The sequence below is a fragment of the Spirosoma validum genome, from assembly GCF_014699035.1.
Classification (GTDB): Bacteria; Bacteroidota; Bacteroidia; order Cytophagales; family Spirosomataceae; genus Spirosoma; species Spirosoma validum.
Genome location: NZ_JACXAA010000001.1, coordinates 809,155 through 835,887, shown reverse-complemented (window position 1 = coordinate 835,887; position 26,733 = coordinate 809,155). Strand labels below are relative to the sequence as shown.

Sequence of the window (26,733 nt, the reverse complement as noted above, 5' to 3'; positions counted from 1 at the left end):
GCTGTTTTTTACATTATAAGCCTAAGCTGCTGCGCCTTCTTTCAGACGCTCGGCGTTTTCAGCGATGCGCAGCTGTTCGATAAAGTCGCCAATGTCGCCATCCATAACGGCCGGAAGATTATAAACTGTTAGGCCAATGCGGTGGTCAGTTACGCGGCTTTGCGGATAGTTGTAGGTCCGGATTTTGTCGGAACGGTCGCCACTACCAACCATCGTTTTGCGTTGCGAAGCAATGGCATCGTTGTGCTTCTGCAACTCAATTTCATACAACCGGGAACGTAGCACGGTCAGCGCCTTGTCGAAGTTTTTCAGCTGTGAGCGTTCGTCCTGACACTGTACGACCAAGCCCGTCGGAATGTGCGTAAGCCGAACCGCCGAATACGTCGTGTTAACCGACTGACCACCCGCTCCCGACGAACAGAACGTATCCTTGCGAATGTCGTTCATGTTGATTTCAACGTCTACTTCTTCGGCTTCAGGCAGAACGGCTACACTGGCAGCTGATGTATGAATCCGCCCCTGTGTTTCGGTGGCCGGTACGCGCTGTACACGGTGTACACCCGACTCGAACTTGAGCTTGCCATACACATCTTCCCCTTCAATCTCGGTGACAATTTCCTTATAACCGCCCGATGTGCCTTCGGTGAAATCGACAAGCGACATACGCCAACCCATTTTCTCGCAGAATCGTTGGTACATCCGGAAAATATCGCCCGCAAAAATAGCCGCTTCGTCGCCACCGGTGCCGCCCCGAATTTCGAGAATGACGTTTTTGCTATCGTTCGGATCTTTGGGCATCAGCATTTCTTTGAGCGCTTCTTCCAATGTTTCCCGACGCGGCAACAGTTCATCCAGTTCAGCTTTCGCTAATTCCCGAAAATCTTCATCTTTTTCGGTCGCGATGATTTGCTTTGCATTTTCGATCTCTTCGAGCAGTTGCGTATACGCCTGATACTGCACGACAATCTTTTCTAAATCTTTATATTCTTTGCTCAACTTCATGAACCGCTTCTGGTCCGAAACGGCCTCAGGCTGCACAATTTGCTGAGATACTTCGTTGAAGCGTTCACGAATGGCTTCTAACTGGTCAAGCATATAGTTAGGGATTTGTCATTCCGGCCATAACACGTAGCAAGGGGACGGAGAACAATAAAATGGTTTGACAGATTATAAAAACAAAATTACGAAAATCGCGTGGTTCGGCCTACCGAGAGTTAGGCGTTATTATTGCAAGGTGCAACCAAGCGGCTCGTGGGAACGTTTTTGTATACAAATGACGAAACGTAACCGCATTAAGTTCCTGTTTATGATACGTTCTTTGCTTCTATGTAGTCTGTCAATCAGCCTTTTATTTGCCTGTAATCCTGAGCGGGTGCACTATACGAACGAGCTGAAGGAAGAAATGGCCGATTCGAAAATTAAACGTATCAAAGATTCTGATTTAGTTGAGACAATCGACAACCTGGGTGAAAAAGTCAGCGCCACCGTGCAAAAAGAGTTAACAACTCAGCTCCAGAAAACAACCGACCCGGCTGAACGTAGTAAATTATGTCAGTTACAAAACTTGCCCCGTACCAAAGCCATCGCCGAACGCTACGTCCTGGATATTCGCCTACTGGGTGCTGCTGACATACACAATAAAGCCTTGAATCCGAAAGAGCGCGAAATACTGGATGCCTATCTGTACAGTACGAAGCAGAAACAGCCAACAATTTCTAACATCCAGAAAACCAGCGATACATCATTCGTTTACAACGCGGCCATTCCGGCTGATAACCCAATTTGCGAAGCTTGCTTTGGCAAACAAACAACTCCATTTGCTGTCTGGCATCTGGGATTTAAGAAGCGCGAGGTGATCCGACGGATGAGTGCCTCAAAGAAAAAATAAGTATATTTACGTTAATAGATCTCCTCTGAAAAATGGAAGCAGTTGCCCCCAAAATTCCAATAACGCTTCAAGAACGTGATGAAGCGCCAGACATCATTCGTGTCTCGGCTACATGGGAGGAGTATCTGGAACTGGCAGAAGTGGTTCCTTATAACATTGACTATTACGAAGGAGAAATTATTTCGATAGGGCAGGCAAGCTTACTGCACGAAGGTTTAGTATCAAGATTAATCGCATTATTGAGTATTTACTATGACAATTTGGACGATTATACAGTCTTAGCCAGTAATGTAAAAATCTTTGTTCCAGATTGCCAGTCGGAATTTAATGCTGATTTGTCTGTGTTAAAAGGCTCACCCGATTATCTAAAATTACCAAGTGGTCGCTTATCGACAGTTAGCTATAAAAACCCAGAGGTGATTGTTGAAGTGTTGTCAAAATCAACTAAGAACTTTGATAAAGCTGGCAAACTGGATTGCTATAAAACCATTTCTTCATTACAGTACGTGCTTTTTGTTGACCAGTCAAAAATGGCTGTTTCCGTTGTCGCCCGAACAACAGAACCTAATCAATGGCTTACTACGGATTATAATTCGCCTGATGATACGGTTCGATTAGGGGATTTAGCATTAACGCTACGTTCCATCTATCGCAAAACACCACTGGCCGGCTGAACCGCTCCAGCGATCCAATAGGATTTGTTGATTGAAATGATTAGCCTGATTTTATTAGGATAGGATAGTATTATTTAGCAACATCAGGCCAACCCGCTTAATATGCTACTGATTCTTGTCCAGGCAGCGTAGGTACATTTGGATGGTGTTGTCTAATCCAAAATAAAGCGCGTCGCAGATAAGGGCATGGCCAATAGAGACCTCCTTTAAACCAGGAATTTGCTCATCAAAAAAGCGCAGGTTTTCCAGGCTCAGATCGTGTCCTGCATTTAGTTCAATGCCCAACTCGTTCGCTCGTTGCGCGGCTCGTACAAAGGGTGCAATCGCGGCATCGCGATTTTCGGCGTAATGGGCCGCATACGGTTCGGTGTAGAGTTCAACACGGTCTGTACCAACAGCTTTGGCTCCTTCGACCATGCGTTCATCCGCATCCACAAAAATCGATACGCGAATACCGTCGGCTTTAAACGTATCAACGAGTTGCCGAAGGTGATCGGCGTGGCGAATGGTGTCCCAACCTGCATTGGACGTAATGGCGTCGGGCGCGTCCGGTACAAGGGTAACCTGATCCGGTTTGACGCGCTTGACCAACTCAATAAACCGTTCGTCGGGATTCCCTTCAATATTAAATTCAGTCGTAACCACTTCTTTCAAATCCAGTACGTCCTGATACCGAATATGGCGCTCATCGGGACGGGGGTGAACCGTAATACCCTGTGCGCCGAAGCGTTCACAGTCGAGCGCTACTTTTACCAGATCTGGATTGTTGCCGCCACGGGCATTACGTATCGTAGCGATTTTATTGATATTGACAGATAAGCGAGTCACGATCAGAAATAATGACCGGTGCGCCGGTCCGATTATAAATTAGAAATGATTAACGATTCCTGGTTTTGTAACTTTGTCAGGAAGTAGATGGTTCGTGGTACGAACATTCATTCTATTTAATTCATCATTCATCCTTAGAATACATGTCTCTGAAACAACAAATTGACGCCGATATCAAGCAGGCTATGCTGGCTAAAGATTCGGATAAACTTCGCGCATTACGTGCCGTGAAGTCGATGATTTTGCTCGAAGAAACCAAAGAGGGCCAGTCCGGCGATCTTAAACCCGAAGACGAAACCCGTATCCTTACCAAAGCTGTAAAGCAGCGGAAAGATTCTGCCGATATTTATCGGCAGCAGAACCGTGTTGATTTATTAGCCGTAGAAGAAGCTGAAATTGCGGTCATTGAAAATTATCTACCTAAGCAATTATCGGAGGATGAACTGAAAGAAAAACTCCAGGCCATTATATCCCGCGTTGGTGCATCGGCTCCATCAGATATGGGTAAAGTAATGGGCGCAGCGACAAAAGAACTCGCTGGGCAAGCCGATGGTAAAGCTATCTCGGCGATGGTAAAAACGTTACTAGCATAGGGCAAAGGGCATGGGGCAGAGGGTAAAACTCCTCTTACCCTCTGCCCCGAACCCCATGCCCTTTGCTATGAATACACTTGACATTCTGATGCTGATTCCCCTTGCCTGGGGGGCTTTTAACGGATACCGCAAAGGTCTTCTGGTAGAGATCGTTGCGGTTATTGCGTTTGTCATAGCCATGATTGTCGGGTTTAAGTTTCTGTCGTTCGGAATTGAGTTGCTCAGTCCGTATATCAGTCGTGAAATCGCCCGAAAAATTCTACCCTGGCTGGGCTTCTCAATAATTTTCTTCCCGACGGTGCTGATGATCAACCAAATGGGCTTTGCCATTCGACGGTCGTTGAAATATTCTATACTTGGTACGTTCGATAGCGTAGCAGGAGCAACAGTAGGACTTTTTACATGGATCTTTGGAATTAGTGTAATCCTTTGGTTGTTAAGCTATATGAACGTCAAAATTCCCACTCACCATACTGAAAGCGCGTTTCTCTATCCGTACATTCGGCCGATTGCTCCGATTGTAATGGACAAAGCCGCTGTATGGGTACCGAAAGGCCTTGAGGCTGGGAAGCAATGGCGGGCAGAAAAATAATTAGTGAATGAGCGAATAGCTAACGCAAGTCACTATTCATTCGCTCAATCGCTCATTCAAAAATGGAAAAACAAGACATCCGCAAAGTATCATCTTCACAGTTAAAAGACTGGCTCACGCAGCACGGCGAGCAAGGTTTCCGGGCTAAGCAGATTCAGGAATGGCTCTGGAAAAAATCAGCCTTGTCGTTTGAGCAGATGACAAACCTGTCAATGCCGACGCGGGAGCTGCTAAAAGCACATTTCGAGATTCGGCCGCTGACCGTTGATCAGGAACAACGTAGCAGCGATGGTACGATTAAATCATCGTTCCGACTTTTTGATGGCAATCTGGTTGAAGGTGTTTTGATTCCGGCGCTACGTAATGACGATGTGGATCGGATGACGGCCTGTGTGTCAAGTCAGGTAGGGTGTTCGCTGACGTGTAAATTTTGCGCAACGGGCTACATGGATCGTAAACGCAATCTCGACGCGTCTGAAATTTATGACCAGGTCGTAGCGATTGATCGCCAGGCGAAGGAAAATTACGACGCACCCCTCTCGAACATTGTCTACATGGGGATGGGTGAGCCGTTATTAAACTATAAAAACGTACTGGAATCGGTAGATCGTATTACGTCGCCCGATGGCCTGGGCATGTCGCCGAAGCGGATTACGGTGTCGACGGCGGGGATTGCCAAAATGATTCGTCAGCTTGGTGACGATGCGGTGAAATTCAATCTGGCCCTGTCACTCCACGCGGCCAACGACCAGAAGCGTGACCAGATCATGCCCATTAATGAAAGCAACACGCTTCAGGCGCTGGGCGATGCGCTGGGCTATTTTTACAAAAAGACGGGTACTCGCATTACGTTCGAATACATTCTCTTCTACAATTTCAACGATACGTTGCAGGATGCCCAGGAGCTTTGGAAATTCACGAAGCGCGTTCCTGCCAAAATAAATATCATTGAATACAACCCGATTGCCGAGGCTAATTTCAAAAATACGGATTCTCAAACGCTGGATAAATTCGCTGGTTACTTAGATAGCAAAGGGGTAACCGTCAATGTACGTCGGAGCCGGGGCAAGGATATTGATGCCGCTTGTGGACAATTAGCCGGTAAAAAGTAGTATGAAAAACGCGGCTGAGAAGTCGCTTTTTTGTTGGCTCGACTTGGGCAGATTGGCGTCGCTTTCCGGTTACGCTACGTGTCTTAACAATTTGGTAATACTGCTGTACGTAGTTTGACGTACTTTTGTGGCAGTCATTGGCTTACAGACCTACTGTTTGCCTGTTTTCAGAAGATACCCCACCTATGTTTGGATTAGAAACGGATGTTTTTATCCTCCTCTTCATCAGCTTATTCGCTGCCTGTGCCTTCGAGTTTGTTAATGGTTTCCACGATACGGCTAATGCCGTTGCTACGGTTATTTACACCAATTCGCTAAAGCCGACTGTCGCTGTTGTGTGGTCGGGGATCTGCAATTTTACCGGTGTTTTGCTGGGCGGTATTGGCGTCGCAATGGGTATTGTAAACCTGCTGCCAGTAGAGTTATTGGTTGATCAAAACGTCTATCACAGCGTAGCGATGGTATTGGCGTTACTCCTGAGCGCCATTATCTGGAACCTCGGTACGTGGTATTTTGGTATTCCCAGTTCCAGTTCGCACACACTTATCGGTTCAATCCTGGGCGTAGGTCTTGCGTTCTCGACCCTACCTGATAATACAACCGGAGCCGCCGTTAACTGGGATAAAGCCATCGAAACAGGGGAAGCATTGCTGTTATCGCCTTTGTTGGGTTTCAGTCTGGCCATCGTTCTGATGTTCGTGTTACGTCGGGTAGTAGCCGAAGATGTGAAGGCGCAGCTTTTTAAAGAGCCCAAGAAAAACAGCGAGCCACCAACCTGGATTCGGGGTGTGCTGATTGCAACCTGTTCGTTGGTCAGTTTCTTTCACGGCAGCAACGATGGCCAGAAAGGTGTTGGTCTGATTATGCTTATCCTGATCGGTGTTGTGCCTTATCACTTTGCGGTGAAATCCGACCTGGATCCGCGTCTGATGCAAACGAATATCGTGGGTATCGAACAGACCATTGCGGTGCTGAATCCAAATCAACTCTCGCCCGCTAATCGTGATCGACTAACGCAAACTCGTGCTGAACTGAGCGATCTCAAACAGTTAATCAACGGTCCTCTGGTTGACAATAAAATTCCGAACGAAAAGCGGTTGGATGTACGGAAAGATTTGCTGCTGATCAACAGCAATATGCGTAAGATTACCGCCGACGAAGGGGCTAATATCAGTGCCAGTCAAATGGCGGTACTCAACAAGAGTCTCAGCGAGGAAAGTGGCTTACGTCGGTTTACGGACTACGCACCCTTCTGGGTTATTCTGATGATCGCCCTTTCGCTGGGCTTAGGCACCATGATTGGCTGGCGTCGGATTGTGGTAACCGTAGGGGAGAAAATTGGTAAGCAACACCTGACGTACGCGCAGGGAGCTTCGGCTGAATTAGTGGCAGCCACGATGATTGGGGTTGCCTCCTGGCTCAAATTACCCGTTAGTACCACCCACGTATTGTCGTCGGGAATTGCGGGGAGTATGGTGGCGAGTAAAGGCGTTAAAAACCTGCAGGCTTCCACGATACGGAACATTGCGTTGGCCTGGGTGCTTACATTGCCCGTTTCAATACTGCTTTCGTTTACGCTGTATATTTTCTTCCGGTGGCTTTTGTAGTAGCGACTAAGAGTGTAGCGTGGGTCTTCAGTCCGCGTAGCCGTTAGGGTAAAAGAATAAGCGTACAACTAAGCCTGACGGCTACGCGGGCTGAAGACCCACGCTACCTACGTTAAAGTTCTTTAATCGCAATGTTGCGGAAGCGGTGAGCTGCGCCGGGTTTCCAGGAACCAGCCATATTAAAGGCTTCAGCGGCTGGTGAATAAACCGCTGACCAGTGTGCCTGCAACCCAACCATACCGGTTGTGGCGCCAGCTGCGAAATCATTGACGGGTTCTGTTACGTCCCACATTAGTTCGCCATTTACCCACAACCGAATTCGGGGAACGTCGCCTTCCATACGAACACGGAACGAATTCCAATCGTTTGCTTTCCAGACCTTGGCAATGGTTGTAGCTTGAGCGCCTTTGCTTACATTCATTCGTTCGCCTAACAAGTTACCTAATCCACCGGGTGTTGCTAATTCGATTTGATAAGCCATACCGCTTTCCGTGGAACGGATAAAGATTCCCCCATTGCAGAACGAGTCAACTTTAGCTTCCAGATACAGCTCAAAATTTCCGTATTTCTTATCAGTCAATAAAATGCCGCCCTGTCCGTACGGATGCTGCTTCAACGTAATGACGCCATTTTCTGCATAAAAATTACCCGTTGTGCCCTGATGTGAGGTTCGGCTTGTATGCCAGCCTTTCAGGTCTTTTCCATTAAAAATTGGCGTAAAACCTGCCGGAATTTTTCCAGTCTGAGCGTTGGCCAGGCTAGTGATTAGAAAGAATAGCAGAAGACCAATTTGCTTTACTACATGCATGGCTGTTACGTTCTGAATGGATTACTTCACTTCCATGACAACCCGGAACCCGACATCCCACCCATTCCCCGGACCGGCCGCATGCGTCATATACGTAGCGTTTTTTACATCGCCGACAAATGAAGCGCCTTTTAATACGTGCTGCTTTCCCGAGCGGGGTGGCGAAGGATCGGCGAAGATTTTCTCGTTGTAATAATCCTGAACCCACTCCCAGACATTGCCTAAAGTATCGTAAAGACCCCAGGTATTCGGTGCTTTTTGTCCTACTTTCCCAGTCGTAGCAGAACCCATTTGCGCGGCTGCCTGAATGTTTTTCCAGGAAATATCATCTTCATTACCGGCTCTGGCAGCATATTCCCACTCAAATTCGGTAGGCAAACGATAGTGATGATCTTTGTCCAGTGAGTTGAGCTTTGTTATAAACTTCTGAGTATCCTGCCACATAACCTGCTCGACTGGATGCTGATCGGCATCATCCCTAACTTTATCTCCCTGAAACGTTGATGGATTTGTACCCATAATCTGTTTCCACTGAGCCTGTGTTACCTCAAATTTACCGATGTAATACGGACGACTGATTTTCACTGAAAATCCAGGCCGAGTATCCTGTTTAACGAGCTTCTCCGCAAGCTGATAGTCTTTCTGGCTCCATTGCATACCTGATTCATTCCGTGTTGAAGCGGTTTGGGACGGTTTCGGATAAGGAGGTTGAAACCGACCAACAACCATGCTACCCGGCTGAATCAGCACAAATTCCATTCCGATGCGGTTCGTATACATGGGTTCCTGGGCTAGAAGCCAGGGCGTATACAGCACAAAGAGGCATCCTAGAAGGATTTTCTTCAAAAGTAGGTTCATAACTATTTATCCGATTTAGCATCGGGTTTGCTCCAGTTGGTTCGTTCCGCGCGGCCTAGTTTGAAAATCTCCAGTTCCTGCTGAGTCATTCCACCTGGAATCACGGGCGTATTGACGCGAACATCCGCTACTTCGTTTGGCGTAACAACCGACGACTTATTGCCTAATTCGCTGCTGTTACGTATATAGCTCAATACCGACGCAATCCATTTATCATCGTTGCTACCCATCGCTGGCATCATATCGGTATACGTTTTGCCGTCTACGGGCCCTCTCATGCCATTCAATAATAACTGGATCAGCAAAATTTTATCGCCTTTTACGCGTGGTGAACCAACCAGGGGCGGAGCGGGCATCGTCTGGCTCCCGGCAACGTTTATTCCCTTTCCGTCGGGACCGTGACACGTAGCACAAAGCTGTTTAAAGATCGTAGCGCCTTTCGTTACCAACTCCCGGTCGGCAGGGCTTAAATTACGGGTACGTTCCAATTCGGCCTGCTGCATTTTCTGGCTCGTGGTAAACGTAGCGAACGAAAACTGCATCAACTCATTCTTCGCATTATCAGCTAACAACTGTCTAACCAGCGCATCTGTACGCGGCATTTTATGGCTACGTAGTGACAAGGCTAACTGGATACGTACATCCGGACTGGAATCGTTTTTTAACGTGGCTAATTTCTCGATCACTTCTGGATCATGTTTCTTTAAATAAAACTCACTAATCCAGATCGCTGCTTTACGTACCTGCGCGTCGGAATCTGTAAATGCCTTAAAGAGAGTTGGTTTGTCGATGGCTTCCAAGCCTTCCAGTGTCCACAAAGCGTGGATACGTGCCAGCGAACTAGGTTGTTTTAGTAACGGCCCTTTTTCGCCAATCGCTATTTGTTTAAGCTCCGGTACAACAGCTTGATCGTTATGGAAAATTAGCAATTGTTGGGCATTGTCGCGCCACCAGCCATTCGGATGATCCAGGTACGTAGCAAGTTGATTGCCTGACTCATTTAGCATATTGGGCTGACGCGTATCGCGCTTGAAATCGTCGTGTACTACGCGATAAATTCGGCCCATCCCCCGATTTTTATACAATCCCTTCTGCTGAATAACCTTGCCTAAGTATGAACCCGGCTTCGTCCATTCACTCTCCTGAATGATGCCGTGGTACATATCGACAATATAAAAACAGCCATCAGGGCCGGTATACGTATTGATCGGCCTGAAATTCATATCGGCAGATGCCAGCCAGTCTTTCTCTTTATAAGCATCTTCGATGTAAATTTTGCCATCGCGGTTAATCACTTTCCCCCGTTTGATGATACGTCCCACAGGCTCTGGAATAAAATAATCGCCCTGCATATCGGCGGGTAGTCGATCTCCCCGGAAAATTGACTGGCCACAACCTGACGTAAATTTGTTCAGTGTATTGTCTTCCGGACGTAAGGCTTCCCGGCCACCCTGCGCATCGACATTCCCAATAATGGGCCAGGGTTTCGTAAAATCGTCTGAATACTGATCGGCAAAGTTCAGTGCGCCATAGGCTGGGTTTTGCTGAATCTGTACGGCGGGCAAGCCAGGACCCGCTTCTGAGTAAAACAGTCGTCCATAATTGTCGCTGGTCATGCCCCACTGGCCGATCATGTTGTCGACCAACGTATCGGCCAGCAGTTTGCCCTTTTTGTATTTGTAGCGGAGATTGTCGCGGCTGGGGTAAATCCAGTTATCCATATTCCATACTAAGCCGCCATTCTGGTGTTCGAGGTTTCGGGAATCAATCGCGTCATTTCGAAAGACTATCTTTTTCTCGTCGGCTTTTCCGTCGCCGTCGGTGTCCCGATAGCTCCAGATATGCTGAATATTCGTAATGCCTACCAGCAACTGATCACCCACCGGCAAAATAGTGCGGGGTAAGACAAGGCTATCGATAAAAATGGTTGATTTGTCCATTTTTCCGTCGCCATCCGTATCCTCCAAACGTTTAATCCGACTTGTGGGTGCATATTCGCCAGTCGCGTTCGCATCCCTCATGTACGTATTCATTTCCGCTACGTACATACGGCCGTTGCCATCCCAGGCTATCGCAACGGGTTCCTGAACCATCGGTTCGCTGGCTACCAACTCCACATGATATCCCGGCGGTAGTTGAATCTTTTTGATACTGGCTTCCGGCGATAAAGGCTCAACGGGTGGGTTCGTATCCTGCACGACGCGGGCAAAATCACTGCCGGACGAATTTTTATCGGGTCTATTACAACTGGGAACAGACAGCGTAACTGCCAACAGAAACGCCGATGCCAGACTGATTCTTAGGCTGGATATTGTTGCGAAAAAAGGTCTCATGCTACGTCAGGTAGAGTGTTAGGAATCTATAGCTAGTGCGAACGTAGCGTGGGTCTTCAGCCTGGGGCACGTTAGGATTGATTAACTCTGTTCCTGAGCCCATTCCGGTGAATCCTGCTCAATGGCATGCCGTACTTTAGCGACGAGATCATCAACGGTATCGTCGGCGCTGTAGGAGAGGGGCGCTTTAAATTGTACGGTCAACAGCGTGTTCCGTTTTTTGAATCGTAATCCCTTTTTGTCGAAAGCCCGACGAAAGCCGTTGATCACAACAGGTATAACGATTGGCTCATTGTTTTTGATGAGGTACCCTGTCCCTTTTCGAACGGGAGCATAAGGTGTAGTAGTACCCTGGGGGAAACTAACCACCCAGCCATGCGCCAGCGCTTTCGCAATTTTGTCATTAGCCGACGTATCAACGGACCGCTGCACCTCACGCCCCTCTGCCCGCCACGATCGCTCAATGGTTAACGCGCCACCTGCGGCAAAAACCCGGGGAACAAAGCCCTTCTGCATCGTTTCAGAAGCTGCTACGTAGTATTGACGCGCTCGCGGCCCAAGTAGATATACAGGAGGCACAATGGTGTTTTGAAACCCCCATTTTACCGCACAGAAAATTTGAAAAAATGCGATGACATCCGCAAAATACGTCTGGTGGTTAGAAAGAAACAGGACATTGTTAATTGGCAGATTTTCTAAATTCTCTGTGCCTTCAATCTGAATCCGGTTCACGACCGTATAGCGGGCGTACGTTAACCAACCGACCAAACCGATTATTATTCGCCTGAATAAGAGCGAGTTGCCAAAAGGGTCACATTCAAACAGTCCAAGCAGATCCAACGGCATCAGGAACTTCGGCAGGTAGCTGAATTTGGTCGGCTTTATGTACTTCATTGTCAGATTTAGGATCGTAGGTAGTGAGTAAAGTTACAAGGCTACTGCAATGTTTTCAAGAAAAAACACAACTGGCTGATTGACAGACCTGCCTGGTCCGAAAACACTGACTAAATCCGCAGATTTAGTCAGAATGCGTAAATTTTTTTAGACGGGATTAATCCTTTTGCCTGGCTACTTCTCTAACCACTGTATTCGTTAACAAAATCGTTTAGCCTATTGCCGACACTTTACACAAACAGATTCAGGTTTCCCTTTTTCACTCTATTTTCCCTTCAGAACCATGAAACGAATTGTGCTTGCCGGTGTCATTGCCTTCTTAGGTTTGTTTGTTGCCCAAACTTCTTTTGCCCAAGTTCAGCTCGGTATTCGAGGTGGAGCAAACTGGGGGTTTGCTTCTAAACCCGATTATCTCGGCAGTTTAACGCCTAGCTTTCATCCAACGGCTGGTCCAACTGGCGCTATTTTTCTGGATATTCCGTTAAGCGATCGCGTATCGTTCCGTCCCGAAATATCTTATGTTCAGAAAGGTGTTTCCGTAAAACAAAGCCTCGATATTAACCTGGGTGGGTTTAATTTACCACTTGGCGCAACTATAGCGTATCAATCACAAAACATTGAAATTCCATTATTAGCTAAGTTTAACCTGAGTGATGGCCCTGTGCAGCCGTATTTGATTGCGGGCCCAGCTGTGAGTTACGCCCTTGATGGTCGTATTCGCACTCGTGCCACCGCACTGATCACGACCCAGCCCATTGACGTCGACGTTAATTATGGTGATATGCTGAGCCGCTGGGATATTGGGGCGGTTGGTGGGTTAGGGCTGTCTATGGACGCTGGTGTCGGAAAATTCTTTATCGAGGGTCGTTATACACAGGGCTTCACCCGTCAAATTCAGTTGCCTGTTGTCAATGTTAATGTTCGGAACCGCGGTGTGGCAGTGTCGCTGGGCTATTCGTTTCCGATAGGTTATTAAGTTCCATCTCACCATTCACTACGTTAATAGTATCTATTTTTTGTTGAATCAACCTGAATCAGTAAAGGCGAGGCTTCTTAGCTTCGCCTTTCTTGTTATAGATGAGAATAGGATTAAAATCAGGGAATTTTCGGATGTAGTTGTAGCGTTACTGGTTGAAATTGTATTAATTTTACTGTTCACTTTTTTCAGACCGCGCGGGCGGCCCCGTTGTTTAGCGACACCTCATCTATGTCAAAGTTCACCGATTTTGTTCGTTCAAACGCTACTGAACCTCATCGCACTCGTACCCGATTGATTCTTAAATCGCACCCCGAAATTAAGAAGCTGATCGGTCAGAAAAATCCGACGACGTTTTGGGTTATTTTGGGGTGCGTAACAATGATGACTGGCCTGGCTTATCTTGTTCGTGATCAATCCTGGTGGGTCGTCGTAGCAGCGGCTTGGTTTATTGGTGCTTTCCCGGCCCATACCTTGTTCGTCTGTATCCACGAAGCGGCTCATAATCTGATTTTCCGCAAACCGGCTGCCAATATGTGGGCGGCTATTTTTGCCAATCTGCCAACAGTATTTCCTACGGCGCTCTCGTTCAAAAATTTTCACATCAAGCACCACGCCTTTCAGGGTGTTCATGAGCTGGATGCTGATTTGCCAGACTGGTATGAGGCCCGCCTTATCAATAATTACTCGATTGGTAAAGCACTTTGGCTGCTGTTTTTTCCGATTTTCCAGGGCATTCGTACCCTCAGGATGCAGGAACTGGCTGTGTTTGACAAATGGGTCATTACGAACACGGTTGTTCAACTTGCCTTCGACGTATTGATTGTAACGCTCTTCGGTTGGAAAGCGCTGATATTTCTAGGTCTGTGCCTATTCTTCTCGGTTGGGTTCCATCCACTGGGTGCGCGCTGGATTCAGGAGCATTTCCTGACACTCGATCCCCAGCAGGAAACCTACAGTTACTACGGCCGATTAAATGTACCTAACCTCAATGTAGGCTTTCATAATGAACACCACGATTTTCCGTCTATTCCTTGGAATAAACTACCGGAAATCAAGAAATCGGCCCCTGAGTATTACGATACGTTAAAATATCACACGTCGTTTGTGCGGCTGTTCTTCCGGTTCCTGTTCGATCAGGAGATTTCACTTTTCTCGCGCATTGTTCGCAAAGAGCGTGGTCGCGTAACCGTAGCTGACCAGTCGAAACCAGATTTAGAATTGGTACAGGCACAAAACCAGAACGTTCGGCCTGAGCCTGTAGTTTAACGGACGTAGCGCTTCAACAAAAATCCCCGCCAGATTCTGGCGGGGATTTTTGTTTTGTAGCCTGGATGGCCACGTCCGGGGGTAAAACTGCATTTCTTTCACCCAGACGTGGCCGTTCAGGCTACAGGTTAAACTTTGCCTTCCCCGAATCCAGAAACGCTACGAAGTTTGCTACGTCACGGTCGTAATTTTTTGGAGATACCAGCAACGTACCATCACTTTTGACCAGACAGTAATGCGGCTGAGCATTGTTGTTGTATTTCGTAATCTGCAAGTCAGCGTTCTGTGCACCAATGGTTTTCTTTACTTTCTGATCATACGTAGAGGTATACCAGTCAGCTTCGGGCAGTTCGGTTTTATCGTCCACGTAGAGCGCTGCTAAAACAAAATCATTTTGTAGCCGCGCCATTACCGCCGGATCTGACCAGACGCGAGCTTCCATTTCGCGACAATTAACGCAGCCGTGGCCGGTGAAGTCGATAAAGACAGGTTTGTTTACTTTTTTAGCGTAGGCCAGTGCTTGTTTGTAATCAAAGAAACCCTGCAGCCCATGCGGTAGATGAAACAGATTAGCGTATCTGATATTCTCTGCGATTTGCGGTCCGGCACTTTGTCCATTGCTAGATCCCCGTTGTCCATGCAGATTGAAATCCTGCGACGTTTCAGGAGGTAAATAACCCGATAGAGCTTTCAGAGGGGCGCCCCACAAACCTGGAATCATGTAAACGACAAACGAGAACGTAGCAATCGCCAGTAACAGCTTCTGCACACTGATGTATTTGACTTCGCTATCATGCGGCAGGCGAAGTTTTCCTAAAAAGTAGAAGCCAATCAGGGCAAATATGACAATCCACATGGATAAGAACACCTCGCGGTCGAGCAAGCCCCAGTGATAGACCTGGTCGGCTACGCTTAAAAATTTCAGTGCAAGTGCCAGTTCCAGAAAACCCAGCACAACCTTCACTGAATTGAGCCAGCCACCCGAGCGAGGCAGGTTTTTCAGCCATTGTGGAAAAGCTGCAAATAGCGTGAAAGGAATCGCAAACGCCGACGAGAAGGCTGCCATGCCCAAAATGGGTTTGATCACTTCGCCCCCTGCCGATGCTACCAGAAGGCTTCCGACAATGGGTCCGGTGCAGGAGAATGAGACCAGAACCAGCGTAAACGCCATAAAGAAAATACCGACAATCCCTCCCTTTTCCGAACGAGCATCAGCCTGATTTATAAGAGAATTTGGTAGAACGATCTCAAATAATCCCAGAAACGATAATCCGAAAATGAAGAAAGTCGCGAAGAAAAGAATATTCGGCAACCAGTGCGTACTAACGAAATTGGCAAAAGCCGGACCATTAAAACGCGATACGACTGTGCCAACCAGAACGTAGATGCCTATAATGAAAGCCCCATAGAGCAATGCTTTCCATTGGCCACCCTGCTGATTCGTAAAAAAGCTGACGGTTGCTGGAATGATCGGAAACACGCAGGGCGTTAATAAGGCCACCAAACCTGACAGAAATGCGGCTAACAAAAAACCTCCCAGCGAGCCATCTCCAGACTCTGATGCTGTTTTGCTTACGACCGCTTCTGGCCTGTTAATCGTCTCTTTAACAGCAGATTCAGGCTGCTTGTTTGTTTCTGCTACGTTAGCGGAGACGGATTCGGGCGTCGCTGCTACGTTAACGGTTTCGGTAACAGCGGATGTAATTTTGGGATTGGACGCAACCGCTGTCGTAGTAGCAGCCGGGGTTGTTGCCATTGCCGTCGCCTTGATGTCGGTCGTGAATTCAGCTTCGGCTGGAGGCAAGCATACTCCATCTTTTGTAGAGCAAACCTGGTATTCCGCCGTTCCGGCGAACGTAGCGTTAGGTTTTAAAACTTTAATCTTTTGGAGAAAAACTGCTTTGTTCGAAAACTGGCGGACCTTCGCTCCCCAGACTTCCTCGTAAACTTCTTCGACGCCTACAGGCACAGCTTTTCCGACAAGGCTATAGGAATCAGAGTTTGGAAATTTAAGTGAAGTAGGCACTGGACCAATATCAGGGTTAAGATCATTGGAATACATGTGCCAGCCATCGGCAATACTTACCTGAATACGTACGCTGATAACATCACCGACTTTAGCGGGTTGTTTATCGATTTTGGCTGACCAGAGAGTTGGATCTTTACGAATCTGCGCCGTTGCCGTTAAACTCACAAAAAGCCAGGCAACGAATGCGAAAATAGACTTCATACCGCGTTGGGTAACTGTTGATTTGATAGGACAACAGAAATACCGCAAAAATATTTCCATAAAAAGCCAATAGTGGTCAGATGATCGTGGTAAATGTTGAACCGCTATCATCTGACCACCATTGATGGTCGATTTCTGTCTAATAACTAAACAATATCGGATTCATCTCATCCTGCGGTTTGCTGCCCACAGGAACACTACTGAGCCATGTGACATGATCGGCCGTTTGGAATTTATTACGTGGTTGTGTTATAATCTGGTCTTTATCCATGTAGATCATCGTCATCACCTTCCGCGGACGATCTGAGGTGTTCGGGCCAGCACGATGGAACGTCCAGCCGGCGTGGTAGCTCACTTCGCCAAGTTCGAAGGGGGTATCATGAACCTTGAAATTCCGCTTTCGTAAAGTAACCTCCAATGTTTTTTCACTCTCATCGCTAATTTCGATATTCCGCCCAATTTCAACGTGCTGACTACCTTCGGCAAAAGCCAGTGGCCCCATTTCCATCGGTATATCCTGTAATGGAATCCAGACGGTCACGGCATGGGGAGATGCCAATGGCCAATAAAACTGGTCGGCATGCCAGGGGGTAATACCACCCGACGGTTCTTTATAAAGTGCCTGATCGTGATAAATTCGTACGCCCTCAACCCCCATCAGATCAGCAGCGATTTTGGCTAGTCGTTTCGAGAAAACGAATTCTCTGGCTTGATCGTCTTCCCGCCAGAGGTTCATAATCTGCAGAAAAGCCCGCTCATAGGTCGTACGGTCCTCCATAGGTTTAACGAGCGTATTAAGCTTAAAGACCAGATCGGTAATGATGTCGCCGTAATAACTTAGAACGGCCGGAGTCAACACGTGTTTGAGCTTAACGTAACCATTCTGTCGATAGAATGCAATCGCTTCCGGATTAAGCGTATACGGTTCGTCAAGTTGACTCAGCAGGAGGGCTTTATCGGCTAGGGCTTCCATAGCAAGAAGTGGCTCTTTTTAAAACGAATGAAAGTTTAGTTCATAAGACAGAAATGAATCTTATTTACCGTATAAACAATTGCGAATCACAAGTATACATCACCACTGCCTGAACGATATCTGTACAATCCACAACCCTTCGTATGGCTTTTATAGATATAGAGCAGTTTTGTCTGTTTGGTCCACAAAATCTTCTTCATCTTACGTACCTTTGTGTAGCTGTCTGGCTGTTGGCCAGTTTATTTGCCTGGCTGTTCAGTAATCGGCTGGCTATTAACTAAATAAAACGCTCATTCTGATGACGACCGTCACCTCTACCACCCGCGATACGCAGGTGTTTGATTTGATTGCTAAAGAACAACACCGGCAGGAGTCGGGAATCGAACTGATTGCTTCCGAAAACTTCGTGTCGCCTGCCGTTATGGAAGCGGCTGGAAGTGTGTTAACGAATAAATATGCGGAAGGTCTGCCCGGCAAACGATACTATGGTGGTTGTGAAGTAGTAGACCAGATTGAGCAAATCGCCATTGACCGGGCTAAAGAACTTTTCGGCGCTACGTGGGTAAACGTGCAGCCGCACTCGGGTGCACAAGCCAATACGGCTGTTTTTCTGGCCTGTCTGCAACCAGGCGATACCATTCTGGGATTTAATCTGTCACACGGTGGCCATTTAACGCACGGCTCGCCTGTGAATATTTCGGGTAAATATTTCCGTCCGACCTTCTACGGCGTTGAGCAGGAAACCGGGGTTATTAATTACGACGTAGTAGAAGAGACCGCAAAACGGGAAAAGCCTAAAATGCTTATCTGCGGTGCTTCCGCTTATAGCCGCGACTGGGACTACGCCCGCCTTCGCGCCATTGCCGATGAAATAGGCGCGATTTTGCTGGCCGACGTATCGCACCCGGCTGGGTTGATTGCTAAAGGCTTATTGAACGATCCGCTGGAGTATGCACACATTGTGACGACTACGACGCACAAAACGCTACGTGGTACGCGCGGTGGTATCATCATGATGCGGAATGATTTCGAGAATCCGTTTGGTGTTAAAACCCAGAAAGGTGAAACGCGCCTGATGTCGTCGTTGCTGGATTCCGGTGTTTTCCCAGGTACGCAGGGTGGCCCACTGGAGCACATTATTGCCGCCAAAGCCATTGGTTTCGGAGAAGCCTTAAGCGATGATTTCTACGATTACGCGGTCCAGGTGAAGGCCAACGCGCAGGCAATGGCAACTGCTTTACTGAACAGAGGGTATCAGATCATTTCGGGCGGTACGGATAACCACCTGATGTTAATTGATTTGCGTTCGAAAGGGTTGACGGGTAAATTGGCTGAGAATACATTGATTAAAGCCGATATTACGATTAACAAAAATATGGTTCCGTTCGATGATAAATCGCCCATGGTGACCTCTGGTATCCGGGTAGGAACGGCGGCTATGACAACACGCGGCCTGAAAGAATCGGACATGGAGCAAATTGTCGTATATATCGACAAAGTGCTGATGAATCACGACAACGAAGCGATTCTGTCGACCGTTAAAGAAGAAATCAACGAGTGGATGAAAGCATTTCCCCTCTACAAAAGTTAATTGTGAATGATTGAATGAGTGAATGGCTGACACAACGTTTTACTCATTCATTCGCTCATTCAATCATTCAATCATTCGCAATTACAACAATGCCATTAGATCAACTGACTGACGAAGAGATCGAGTCCGAAGGCAAGGAGATGTCCTTTCTGGACCATCTGGAAGAACTCCGCTGGCACATCATCCGGGCCGTTGGGTCCATTTTGATATTTGCTATTCTGGCTTTTATCTACATCGACGATATTTTCAGAATCGTAATTATGGGACCGAAAAATCCCAATTTCTGGACGTATCGAATGATGTGTAAACTAGCGGACACAACAGGGTATGCAGATTTGTGTGTGAAGAAACTCAACTTTGAATTGCAATCACTAGGCGTGTCAGACCAGTTTACTATGGCGATGACTTCATCGGCTATTATTGGACTGTGTTTTGCCTTTCCCTACGCCTTTTGGGAAGTTTGGCGGTTCATCAAACCGGGTCTGCGGATGGAGGAAAAACAGGCTGCTCGTGGTGCCGTGTTCTTCGTTTCTTTACTCTTTCTGACAGGGTTGCTTTTTGGCTATTTTATTGTTTCACCACTAGCGATCAACTTCCTGGCTAACTTTCAGATTACGCCTGAAATCAAAAACCAGTTCGACATTACGTCTTATATTGGCATACTGGTAACGCTCTCCCTGGGTTGTGCGCTCATTTTTCAGATGCCAATGGTCGCCTTCGTTCTGTCGAAAGTTGGTGTGCTGACGCCAAAGTTCATGCGTGAGTATCGAAAACACGCTTGGATCGTTATTCTGGTCGTAGCGGGTATCATTACACCATCGCCCGATATTTATAGCCAGGTACTGGTTGCCTTACCACTGACACTGCTTTATGAAGTCAGTATCATCGTGTCGGGACGTATTGAGAAGCAGCGATTGAAAGCGCATCAGGAGATGATGAAATCATAACGATACAAAGTAAAACTAAGGCTCTTTCTCACAGGAAGGGCTTTTTGCTTATAACAGGTTATTGTTATCTTTACTAAAAAGCAGACGGATGTAGTATATGCAGACGCTAGAGAAAATACGGCTGAGTGAGGAGCAGGTGGAAACACTTGAGGCTGGAGAAGTAGTCAGTATTCCTGCATCTTGGGAAGAATTTGAAGACTTCTTACCCGAAACAGAATACCGCGTCGAGTATTGTAATGAACAGGTTATCATAATGGGCTTAGCCGCTTTTATCCACGAACTTTTAGTAAGCCGGATAAATTATTTGCTCACGGGTTTTTATCTGGGGAAACCTTTCTACGTACTAGGTAGTAATGCTGGCATTCGAAAAGACGGGCGAAAAGGCCATTATAATGGCGACGTTCTGGTTATAAAAGGCAAGCCTGTCTTTCAGGATAAATCTCAATCAATCATTATCAATCCGTATGTAATTATCGAAGTGCTTTCGAAATCAACCTATAATTATGATTTAGGCACCAAGCGTCGGAAATACGAGCAGATGGAAACTGTTCAGGAAATTGTATTTGTAGACCCATTTGCCCACGAAGTGATTGTATGCCGACATACTGAACAAGCTAATGTCTGGATAGAAATCTCGTATACAGTTCCTGATGAACCAATTAGTATAGATGGTTTTGAGGTTCCATTGAAAGAAATTTTTGCCAATTTGCCTGAAGAGTAACATGCAATACGATTTTAGAAAATACCACTACCGGTCTATAAATGCCGCTACAGACGCTGAACGGACCGCTATCAATCAGGAATTAAAAGATTTATACGCGTCACTATCCGAAGACGAAAAGGAAGAGTTTAATCGTCAGCTGCAAGCTTTCCTGGCGAAAGAGATGGGGCGACTGAAATCTGGTTACGAATCGGTAAAAGGGAGCTTGGGGAATAATTAAGGCGGTAGCTCGGCCAGTCTATATTAAATCATTCCTCGTGCTTTCAATTCTAGATACTTATTGATCGTATTGGCCGTAAGATTTTGAGGAGCAGTCAAAATGGTTTGAATACCGTACTGGGCTAATTCCTTGACGATCTGCTTCTTCTCAAAGGAAAATTTCTCGCCAATCGTTTTGAAATAAATCTGTTCTGTATCGGCAGCTGGCGTATCCAATAGGTTTCGTAACTCTGTATTTTCGAAGAAAATTACCAATAACAAATGATCCTTGGCTAATCGGCGCAAGTACAGTAATTGTCGGTGCATGCCACTTACAGTCTCAAAGTTGGTGAATAGCAGCAACAAACTTCGCTGACGAATGTGTGCCCGAACGCTGGCGTATAGGTTTTCATAATCGGTCTCCAGAAAACGCGTTCGTTGCCGGTAAAGCAGTTCAAGAATCTTGAGCATGTGTCCCGATCGGCGGTCGGCAGGGAGGAGTTGGCCAATATGATCGGAGAACGTTAGAATGCCAGCCCGATCCTGTTTCATGAGCGCAATATTACTCAGCACTAAACTGGCATTAATGGCGTAATCAAGGAGCGACAAACCATCGAATGGGGACTGCATAACACGCCCTTTATCAATCAGGCAGTAAACCGGCTGTGACCGTTCATCCTGGTACGCATTGATCATGAGCGCTGTATTCGGCGAATGGGCACGCCGGGAAGTAGCTTTCCAGTTGATCGTCCGGATATCATCGCCAGTTGTATAGGGGCGCACCTGCTCAAATTCCATGCTGTGGCCGATACGTCGGATACGCTTGACACCCACTTCGCTTAGACGGTTTGTGGCTGCCAGTAATTCGTACTGACGCATCTGCAAAAACGACGGATAAACGGCTACCGTTTTACCCTGCTCAAATTTATAACGGCGCTTCAGCAACCCCAATGGCGACAGAACGAACACGTTTACAGCGCCAAAGCTATATTCACCCCGGCGTGTGGGGCGCAGTTCATAGCGGATCGCCTGCGTTTCTCGTGGGTTGAGTCGGGCTCGAAACAATACGTCCCGCCGTTGAAACTGGAATGGAATTTCATCAATCACATCCACATCGACCCGAAACGTATAGCGGTTTTCCAGGTAAATTGTCAGCGGATTTTCATCGCCGTTTGATAGGCGTTCTGGTAATTCACGTCGTGCGAAAAAGGCAGGCTTACCGGTTGTATTCTTCCGAAACAGGAGCCAGCCATCTATACCTATCAGAATGATAAAAACAGCGAAGACAACCTGCATCAACGGGAACAAAATTGGGAAAGCATAGGCCGCCACAAATAAGAGCACGATGGCTATCAAGGAAAACCACAAGCGCGTTGCGACGAAGAGAGAGCGAAAAAGAGTCAACGGCTTTGGGTTTTTAGATTGGCGAGAGCTGAGTCAATTTCAGGCTCATAAATAGGATTAAACACGTCTTCCTGATAATCGCCCGTTCGTTGCGCCCGGAATGCTTTGTAAAAAAAAGATGCATCCTGAAAGGCTGTCTGGGCTTCTGACGTTCGGTTCAGTTGGAGGAGCGCACGTCCACGTTGATAGTGTACAAGTGCCGACCGGTTAAAATTTTTAGCTGCGTGATCTAGATCCAACAAAGCTTTATCAGGCTGCTGCATAGCCATGTAGCTAACGGCCCGACTAACGTAATGTCGGTAGTTGACCCATTCCGTGCCATGCTTAGCCACCAGTGAATCAATGCCAGTCGAGAATTGCTCAAGCGCTTTAGCGTGATTGCCGAGGCTACGATACGTTAATCCACGCAAATAACTTACGGGACTATTACTGATCATATCGTTGAAAGCAGGCGTCAGTGCGTCGTAAGCGTCGAAGTGAGCAAGTGCCCGAGGGTAATCATGTAACTCGGAAAGATAGAGTTCGCCGACGAAGCCGTGTTCTTTTGGATACAACGCACACGTTTTTTCCAGCCACACGACTGCCTGTTCGTAATCACGACGCCATAAGTAATTAAGCGCACGATAGCGGTAATTGTCTGCAGTGGCCGATAACGTATCCATACGCGCCTTTTCTCGCCTTTCTGCAAAGAAGAACTGCTTTTGCGCAGATCGATTACCCGCCAGTTCTGAGGCAAACGCATTTAAAAGTCGCTCACCGTTCTGCTGAGCCATCACCGATATAGGAAACAAGTAGAGGTAACAGAGTCGCTTCATGGCAGAATATCGGTTAAACGACCATCCTGAAGTCGAAATGTAAGGGAAACCGCTACGTCCAGCAGCCACTCATCGGGATTATTTGGTTTGCGAAGTGACGGGTCGGTCGCTACCTGGTTGCGGCAAATAGCAACTAATTGGTTGGTAATTTGAGGGTTAAACATTCTAGGACAGTAACTCTCATCAAAACCGCGTAGCTCAAACAATCCTTGCTCGCCTTCACAATTCACAACGAATCGAATTCGAATTAGCCCTGATTCACCCGGTTGACTAATGGGTTGGTAGGTCTTCCTGAACAGATGGACCAGATCGTACCGCTTATCTGAACGGCTCAGTGATCCCTCTCTCCATCTGCTCGAAAAACAATTGGAGCAAGGCTGAAAACCGTTGGGGCGACACGTCTCGCCGGGCAGTAAATTTCGAACCAACCGAAACGTTTCTTTAGCGACAGCGCATCCGTTCCAGCCAGTAGCCTGCAGTTGATGGGGGGATAAGCTAACGATCTGCCAAAGTGGCTTATAGCCTCGATCACGAGTGTACTGATTTCCCTGAATGACTAAAAAGATGGATTGACCAAACCGTTTTACTTGCCAGTAGTGAGCAGTACGTTGCTTGGTTGCAGGATTTTCCAGCGCTACTTTGCCATCGGTATAAAAATAAATAGTCAGGCTATCTGATTGCCAAACACGTCCACTCAACTGTTTGTGTACAAGAATAGAGTCTATCGCTACGTCAGTAAACCGGCGAAAAACCATGGGGTAATTAGCGCCGATTCGCAGTAAATTGTTCTGGATAGAAACGAGTCCGGGTGCAAAACGAATTGTATCTAAACGCATGCTTTCGCCATGAAATGCCCAGGTCGAGGTGCGTTTGCCTGCTGAGCCATCGACCATGCCGAAATGATACGTACTGTCGGCATCTAACTGGATATAGGTTGCTAAGGGGCAGGTAAAGTCAGTATCCCATTCTGAATGAACACCGATCCACGTACCCACGAACTGATCACGCGTTAGCGCTTGAGCGAAGCTGGATGAGTGACTGATAATGAATAATGGAGCCTGAAGGACAAAAAGCCATCGTTTCCTTAGACAAGTCAGCTTAAGGAATCTACGATCAAACGCTACTCTTGCAAAATCAGTTATCATTCATGACTCATTTCTCACCGGGGCACTTCAATCTTTTTGACTAACTGCGATACGACTTCATCGGCTGTGCCTCCTTCCATTTCTCGTTCGGGCGTAAGCAATATGCGGTGACGTAACACGGGCGTGGCCAGTTCCTGCACATCTTCGGGCGTAATGAAATCGCGACCCCGGAGCGTAGCAAGTGCTTTTGCACTATTTAGTAACGCCACCGATGCTCGGGGTGACGCCCCCAGGTAAAGCGATTTATTCGCGCGCGTAGACTGCACAATCTGCGCAATGTAATCGAATAAATTATCCTCGACGTGCACCTGATGGACTTGACTACGTAACGAAGCCAGCTGCTCGGCGGAAAGCACCGCGCTGACTGCATCGAGTGCATCCGTCAAATTCCGGCGTTGATGATGACCCCGGAGGATATCAACTTCTTCGGCTGCGTCTGGATAACCAACTACGATTTTAAAGAGAAATCGATCCAGTTGCGCTTCGGGGAGTCGATACGTACCTTCCTGCTCAATGGGGTTCTGCGTAGCCAGTACCATGAATGGCTCGTCAAGATGATACGTTGTCCCGTCGTTCGTCACCTGCCGTTCCTCCATTACTTCAAACAAGGCTGCCTGTGTTTTCGCCGGAGCGCGGTTGATTTCGTCAATCAGTACGAGGTTAGAAAAGATAGGCCCTTGTCGAAACGTGAAGTCGCCCGTTTTGGGCATAAAAACGGATGTGCCCAATACGTCGGACGGCATCAGATCGGGCGTAAACTGGATGCGACTGAAATTGACCGACATGGTTTTTGCCAGCAGCTTCGCCGTTAATGTTTTTGCTACCCCAGGTACTCCCTCGATCAAAACGTGCCCATCAGCAAGCAGCGCCGTTAAGAGCAAATCAACCGTCTGGTGTTGCCCAACGATAACCTTGCCGACTTCAGCGCGAATCGCGTCGACAGTTGTGTTGAGCGGAGTAAGGTCTAATCGGGAATCGAATGTATCCATAACTGATTTTGAACCGGGATTCCACAGCTTAAACGGATTTTGTTGATCACTTGCCCAAAGCAAAATCATATGAATCCTAAAATCAGCTCAATCCTGGTTCTGACTGTTTAAAGTTCTCTATTGCTTTATTGAGTGTTAGTAAATCAAACTCTGAAAGCGAAATACTTTTTTGCGCATCACGCAGAAGCCGTACTAAGTCAGCCGTTTCCTGAATCGACGCGCCACTCTTTTGAGCTAATGTTTCCGTAAAATCTTTGTCTAAAGTCGTTGTGTTCAGTCCATAGCGTTCGCGAAGTTCGGCCAGAAAATACTGAATCTTTTTTTGAGCCAGGTTATGGTGATCGCCTTGCTGGAAATACACGCGCCCAACGGTCTTAACAAAATCCAGCGACGTATTGGCCAGGGGTTCGATCACCGGGATAATGCGCTGCGTTCGTTTACCCGCGAAAATTACGTAGAAAATCAGCCCAAACGCTACTAAATAATAAGCCCAGTTCAGGGCAGGCTGCGAGCGAATGTATCGGAAAATGGATTGCTGATCTTCATCAAACCGGCCCTGTGTCTGATACTCATCCCAGTACGTAGGCAGGACTGGCAAATAGGAGAGGGCCTTGAAGGCATAGTCCGATGTTTTTGGGTCCAGTACATAGTAGTTTGTGAACGCCAGCGGTAAGTTGTGGATAAAAAACTGGCCTTTCCCATATTGAATGCGAATGAAAACGGGCTCGTTGCGCGCGTTACGTCCCAGTACCGTTGTGTTTTGTGGTTTTTTGATAATCAGAAAATTACGGCCGTCATCATGGAAAAAATTATAGCCACTCGTTTTCCGTAATTGCGAATTCGTAAAGTTCTGACGTAACGTAGTATCCGCTTTAGATTGATTCTTTTCATCCGCTTTAAACCCCAGCGCTATTCCCAGTGAATCAGGAAGTACATAGGCCGATATAAATACGTTATTTCCCCGCTTAACGTACGCCAGAAGTTTCGATAATTCGGAGCGGTCAATAGTAAGATCATGACACACCAACAGATAATTACTTCGCGTCGAAAGATCGGTTTCGGTCAGAAAATTATAAACGGGCAGTCGAACTGGTTTTACCGATAATGGCTTCATCACGTCTGGCAGTAACTCAAATAAAGCCTGCGTGCCAAACGGGATTTTATCGTCGTTTCGGTACGTTGGCTTCCAGTCGATTGGCTTTGGCCGGTAATAGTCAAAAAGCACGTAGGCCACTACAGTCACGAGCAGGATAAGCAGGTATTTATTCGGCTTCGGCAAAATCGATTC

General features: G+C 47.1%; 26 protein-coding genes. 13 read left to right on the top strand and 13 right to left on the bottom strand.

What is annotated here, in order from left to right; genetic code table 11:
• Positions 1-21 precede the first annotated feature (21 nt).
• Complete coding sequence (prfA, locus tag IC230_RS03355; RefSeq protein WP_191037539.1) at positions 22-1,095, bottom strand: peptide chain release factor 1; 1,074 nt, start codon at positions 1,093-1,095, stop codon at positions 22-24.
• A 211-nt stretch (positions 1,096-1,306) separates the two neighbouring features.
• Between prfA and IC230_RS03350 the strand changes: the two genes are divergently transcribed.
• Together IC230_RS03350 and IC230_RS03345 are read left to right on the top strand one after the other, a co-directional pair.
• A complete protein-coding gene (locus IC230_RS03350; RefSeq protein WP_223860227.1) occupies positions 1,307-1,888 on the top strand; it encodes a hypothetical protein in 582 nt (193 codons plus the stop codon).
• Between the two features lie 32 nt (positions 1,889-1,920).
• Complete coding sequence (locus IC230_RS03345; protein WP_191037537.1) at positions 1,921-2,562, top strand: Uma2 family endonuclease; 642 nt, start codon at positions 1,921-1,923, stop codon at positions 2,560-2,562.
• A 105-nt stretch (positions 2,563-2,667) separates the two neighbouring features.
• Here IC230_RS03345 and IC230_RS03340 read toward each other — a convergent pair whose 3' ends face one another.
• Positions 2,668-3,390, bottom strand: a complete 723-nt coding sequence (locus IC230_RS03340) for a pyridoxine 5'-phosphate synthase (protein ID WP_191037536.1) — start codon at positions 3,388-3,390, stop codon at positions 2,668-2,670.
• A 143-nt stretch (positions 3,391-3,533) separates the two neighbouring features.
• On the opposite strand from IC230_RS03340, the gene IC230_RS03335 reads away from it, so the two are divergent.
• From IC230_RS03335 to IC230_RS03320, 4 genes are all read left to right on the top strand, one after another.
• Positions 3,534-3,983: a GatB/YqeY domain-containing protein gene (locus IC230_RS03335; RefSeq protein WP_191037535.1), complete on the top strand. Its 450-nt coding sequence runs from the start codon at positions 3,534-3,536 to the stop codon at positions 3,981-3,983.
• A 67-nt stretch (positions 3,984-4,050) separates the two neighbouring features.
• Positions 4,051-4,575, top strand: a complete 525-nt coding sequence (locus IC230_RS03330; protein WP_223860225.1) for a CvpA family protein — start codon at positions 4,051-4,053, stop codon at positions 4,573-4,575.
• 62 nt (positions 4,576-4,637) lie between these two features.
• Positions 4,638-5,687, top strand: a complete 1,050-nt coding sequence (rlmN, locus tag IC230_RS03325) for a 23S rRNA (adenine(2503)-C(2))-methyltransferase RlmN (protein ID WP_191037534.1) — start codon at positions 4,638-4,640, stop codon at positions 5,685-5,687.
• 185 nt (positions 5,688-5,872) lie between these two features.
• On the top strand, positions 5,873-7,294 hold the full coding sequence (locus IC230_RS03320) for an inorganic phosphate transporter (RefSeq protein WP_191037533.1): 1,422 nt from the start codon (positions 5,873-5,875) through the stop codon (positions 7,292-7,294).
• Positions 7,295-7,406: 112 nt separating this feature from the next.
• On the opposite strand, the gene IC230_RS03315 is transcribed toward IC230_RS03320, so the two are convergent.
• The 4 genes from IC230_RS03315 to IC230_RS03300 all read right to left on the bottom strand — a co-directional run bounded on the left by IC230_RS03315 (position 7,407) and on the right by IC230_RS03300 (position 12,187).
• Complete coding sequence (locus tag IC230_RS03315) at positions 7,407-8,102, bottom strand: 3-keto-disaccharide hydrolase (protein ID WP_191037532.1); 696 nt, start codon at positions 8,100-8,102, stop codon at positions 7,407-7,409.
• 21 nt (positions 8,103-8,123) lie between these two features.
• Complete coding sequence (locus tag IC230_RS03310) at positions 8,124-8,960, bottom strand: formylglycine-generating enzyme family protein (RefSeq protein WP_191037531.1); 837 nt, start codon at positions 8,958-8,960, stop codon at positions 8,124-8,126.
• Positions 8,961-8,962: 2 nt separating this feature from the next.
• Complete coding sequence (locus IC230_RS03305) at positions 8,963-11,293, bottom strand: DUF7133 domain-containing protein (RefSeq protein ID WP_191037530.1); 2,331 nt, start codon at positions 11,291-11,293, stop codon at positions 8,963-8,965.
• An 81-nt stretch (positions 11,294-11,374) separates the two neighbouring features.
• The gene (locus IC230_RS03300) at positions 11,375-12,187 is read right to left on the bottom strand and encodes a lysophospholipid acyltransferase family protein (RefSeq protein WP_191037529.1); all 813 of its coding nucleotides are present in this window, start codon (positions 12,185-12,187) and stop codon (positions 11,375-11,377) included.
• A 283-nt stretch (positions 12,188-12,470) separates the two neighbouring features.
• Between IC230_RS03300 and IC230_RS03295 the strand changes: the two genes are divergently transcribed.
• Positions 12,471-13,163, top strand: coding sequence for a porin family protein (locus IC230_RS03295; protein ID WP_191037528.1), 693 nt, complete (start codon positions 12,471-12,473; stop codon positions 13,161-13,163).
• Positions 13,164-13,394: 231 nt separating this feature from the next.
• On the top strand, positions 13,395-14,432 hold the full coding sequence (locus IC230_RS03290; RefSeq protein ID WP_191037527.1) for a fatty acid desaturase: 1,038 nt from the start codon (positions 13,395-13,397) through the stop codon (positions 14,430-14,432).
• Positions 14,433-14,553: 121 nt separating this feature from the next.
• On the opposite strand, the gene IC230_RS03285 is transcribed toward IC230_RS03290, so the two are convergent.
• Positions 14,554-16,662 (bottom strand): protein-disulfide reductase DsbD family protein, encoded by a 2,109-nt coding sequence (locus IC230_RS03285; protein ID WP_191037526.1) that lies wholly within the window; start codon positions 16,660-16,662, stop codon positions 14,554-14,556.
• A 139-nt stretch (positions 16,663-16,801) separates the two neighbouring features.
• The gene (locus IC230_RS03280; protein ID WP_191037525.1) at positions 16,802-17,635 is read right to left on the bottom strand and encodes a phytanoyl-CoA dioxygenase family protein; all 834 of its coding nucleotides are present in this window, start codon (positions 17,633-17,635) and stop codon (positions 16,802-16,804) included.
• A gap of 143 nt (positions 17,636-17,778) precedes the next feature.
• On the opposite strand from IC230_RS03280, the gene IC230_RS03275 reads away from it, so the two are divergent.
• The 5 genes from IC230_RS03275 (at position 17,779) to IC230_RS03255 (ending at position 21,114) form a co-directional block, all read left to right on the top strand.
• Positions 17,779-17,916 carry a hypothetical protein gene (locus IC230_RS03275; RefSeq protein WP_191037524.1) on the top strand — a complete coding sequence of 46 codons (138 nt, stop codon included), beginning with the start codon at positions 17,779-17,781 and terminating at the stop codon, positions 17,914-17,916.
• A gap of 17 nt (positions 17,917-17,933) precedes the next feature.
• A complete protein-coding gene (locus IC230_RS03270; protein ID WP_191037523.1) occupies positions 17,934-19,226 on the top strand; it encodes a serine hydroxymethyltransferase in 1,293 nt (430 codons plus the stop codon).
• A gap of 89 nt (positions 19,227-19,315) precedes the next feature.
• Entirely contained in the window at positions 19,316-20,173 is an 858-nt protein-coding gene (tatC, locus tag IC230_RS03265; RefSeq protein WP_191037522.1) for a twin-arginine translocase subunit TatC, read from the top strand.
• Positions 20,174-20,270: 97 nt separating this feature from the next.
• A complete protein-coding gene (locus IC230_RS03260; RefSeq protein ID WP_191037521.1) occupies positions 20,271-20,894 on the top strand; it encodes a Uma2 family endonuclease in 624 nt (207 codons plus the stop codon).
• Position 20,895: 1 nt separating this feature from the next.
• Positions 20,896-21,114 carry a hypothetical protein gene (locus IC230_RS03255; RefSeq protein WP_191037520.1) on the top strand — a complete coding sequence of 73 codons (219 nt, stop codon included), beginning with the start codon at positions 20,896-20,898 and terminating at the stop codon, positions 21,112-21,114.
• Between the two features lie 23 nt (positions 21,115-21,137).
• Here the strand turns inward: IC230_RS03255 and IC230_RS03250 are convergent, their stop codons facing one another.
• The 5 genes from IC230_RS03250 to IC230_RS03230 all read right to left on the bottom strand — a co-directional run bounded on the left by IC230_RS03250 (position 21,138) and on the right by IC230_RS03230 (position 26,724).
• On the bottom strand, positions 21,138-22,496 hold the full coding sequence (locus IC230_RS03250; RefSeq protein WP_191037519.1) for a DUF58 domain-containing protein: 1,359 nt from the start codon (positions 22,494-22,496) through the stop codon (positions 21,138-21,140).
• Positions 22,493-23,311, bottom strand: a complete 819-nt coding sequence (locus IC230_RS03245; protein WP_191037518.1) for a tetratricopeptide repeat protein — start codon at positions 23,309-23,311, stop codon at positions 22,493-22,495. Before IC230_RS03245 ends, IC230_RS03250 begins: the two co-directional genes overlap by 4 nt.
• Positions 23,308-24,306: a hypothetical protein gene (locus IC230_RS03240; protein ID WP_191037517.1), complete on the bottom strand. Its 999-nt coding sequence runs from the start codon at positions 24,304-24,306 to the stop codon at positions 23,308-23,310. Before IC230_RS03240 ends, IC230_RS03245 begins: the two co-directional genes overlap by 4 nt.
• Before the next feature lie 164 nt (positions 24,307-24,470).
• A complete protein-coding gene (locus IC230_RS03235) occupies positions 24,471-25,445 on the bottom strand; it encodes an AAA family ATPase (protein WP_191037516.1) in 975 nt (324 codons plus the stop codon).
• An 82-nt stretch (positions 25,446-25,527) separates the two neighbouring features.
• Complete coding sequence (locus tag IC230_RS03230) at positions 25,528-26,724, bottom strand: DUF4350 domain-containing protein (RefSeq protein ID WP_191037515.1); 1,197 nt, start codon at positions 26,722-26,724, stop codon at positions 25,528-25,530.
• Positions 26,725-26,733 lie beyond the last annotated feature (9 nt).

Coding starts and splice junctions, on each gene's coding strand:
- prfA (WP_191037539.1), bottom strand. CDS start 1,095: ATGCTTGACCAGTTAGAAGCCATTCGTGAACGCTTCAACGAAGTATCT.
- IC230_RS03350 (WP_223860227.1), top strand. CDS start 1,307: ATGATACGTTCTTTGCTTCTATGTAGTCTGTCAATCAGCCTTTTATTT.
- IC230_RS03345 (WP_191037537.1), top strand. CDS start 1,921: ATGGAAGCAGTTGCCCCCAAAATTCCAATAACGCTTCAAGAACGTGAT.
- IC230_RS03335 (WP_191037535.1), top strand. CDS start 3,534: ATGTCTCTGAAACAACAAATTGACGCCGATATCAAGCAGGCTATGCTG.
- IC230_RS03330 (WP_223860225.1), top strand. CDS start 4,051: ATGAATACACTTGACATTCTGATGCTGATTCCCCTTGCCTGGGGGGCT.
- rlmN (WP_191037534.1), top strand. CDS start 4,638: ATGGAAAAACAAGACATCCGCAAAGTATCATCTTCACAGTTAAAAGAC.
- IC230_RS03320 (WP_191037533.1), top strand. CDS start 5,873: ATGTTTGGATTAGAAACGGATGTTTTTATCCTCCTCTTCATCAGCTTA.
- IC230_RS03315 (WP_191037532.1), bottom strand. CDS start 8,102: ATGCATGTAGTAAAGCAAATTGGTCTTCTGCTATTCTTTCTAATCACT.
- IC230_RS03310 (WP_191037531.1), bottom strand. CDS start 8,960: ATGAACCTACTTTTGAAGAAAATCCTTCTAGGATGCCTCTTTGTGCTG.
- IC230_RS03305 (WP_191037530.1), bottom strand. CDS start 11,293: ATGAGACCTTTTTTCGCAACAATATCCAGCCTAAGAATCAGTCTGGCA.
- IC230_RS03300 (WP_191037529.1), bottom strand. CDS start 12,187: ATGAAGTACATAAAGCCGACCAAATTCAGCTACCTGCCGAAGTTCCTG.
- IC230_RS03295 (WP_191037528.1), top strand. CDS start 12,471: ATGAAACGAATTGTGCTTGCCGGTGTCATTGCCTTCTTAGGTTTGTTT.
- IC230_RS03290 (WP_191037527.1), top strand. CDS start 13,395: ATGTCAAAGTTCACCGATTTTGTTCGTTCAAACGCTACTGAACCTCAT.
- IC230_RS03285 (WP_191037526.1), bottom strand. CDS start 16,662: ATGAAGTCTATTTTCGCATTCGTTGCCTGGCTTTTTGTGAGTTTAACG.
- IC230_RS03280 (WP_191037525.1), bottom strand. CDS start 17,635: ATGGAAGCCCTAGCCGATAAAGCCCTCCTGCTGAGTCAACTTGACGAA.
- IC230_RS03275 (WP_191037524.1), top strand. CDS start 17,779: ATGGCTTTTATAGATATAGAGCAGTTTTGTCTGTTTGGTCCACAAAAT.
- IC230_RS03270 (WP_191037523.1), top strand. CDS start 17,934: ATGACGACCGTCACCTCTACCACCCGCGATACGCAGGTGTTTGATTTG.
- tatC (WP_191037522.1), top strand. CDS start 19,316: ATGCCATTAGATCAACTGACTGACGAAGAGATCGAGTCCGAAGGCAAG.
- IC230_RS03260 (WP_191037521.1), top strand. CDS start 20,271: ATGCAGACGCTAGAGAAAATACGGCTGAGTGAGGAGCAGGTGGAAACA.
- IC230_RS03255 (WP_191037520.1), top strand. CDS start 20,896: ATGCAATACGATTTTAGAAAATACCACTACCGGTCTATAAATGCCGCT.
- IC230_RS03245 (WP_191037518.1), bottom strand. CDS start 23,311: ATGAAGCGACTCTGTTACCTCTACTTGTTTCCTATATCGGTGATGGCT.
- IC230_RS03235 (WP_191037516.1), bottom strand. CDS start 25,445: ATGGATACATTCGATTCCCGATTAGACCTTACTCCGCTCAACACAACT.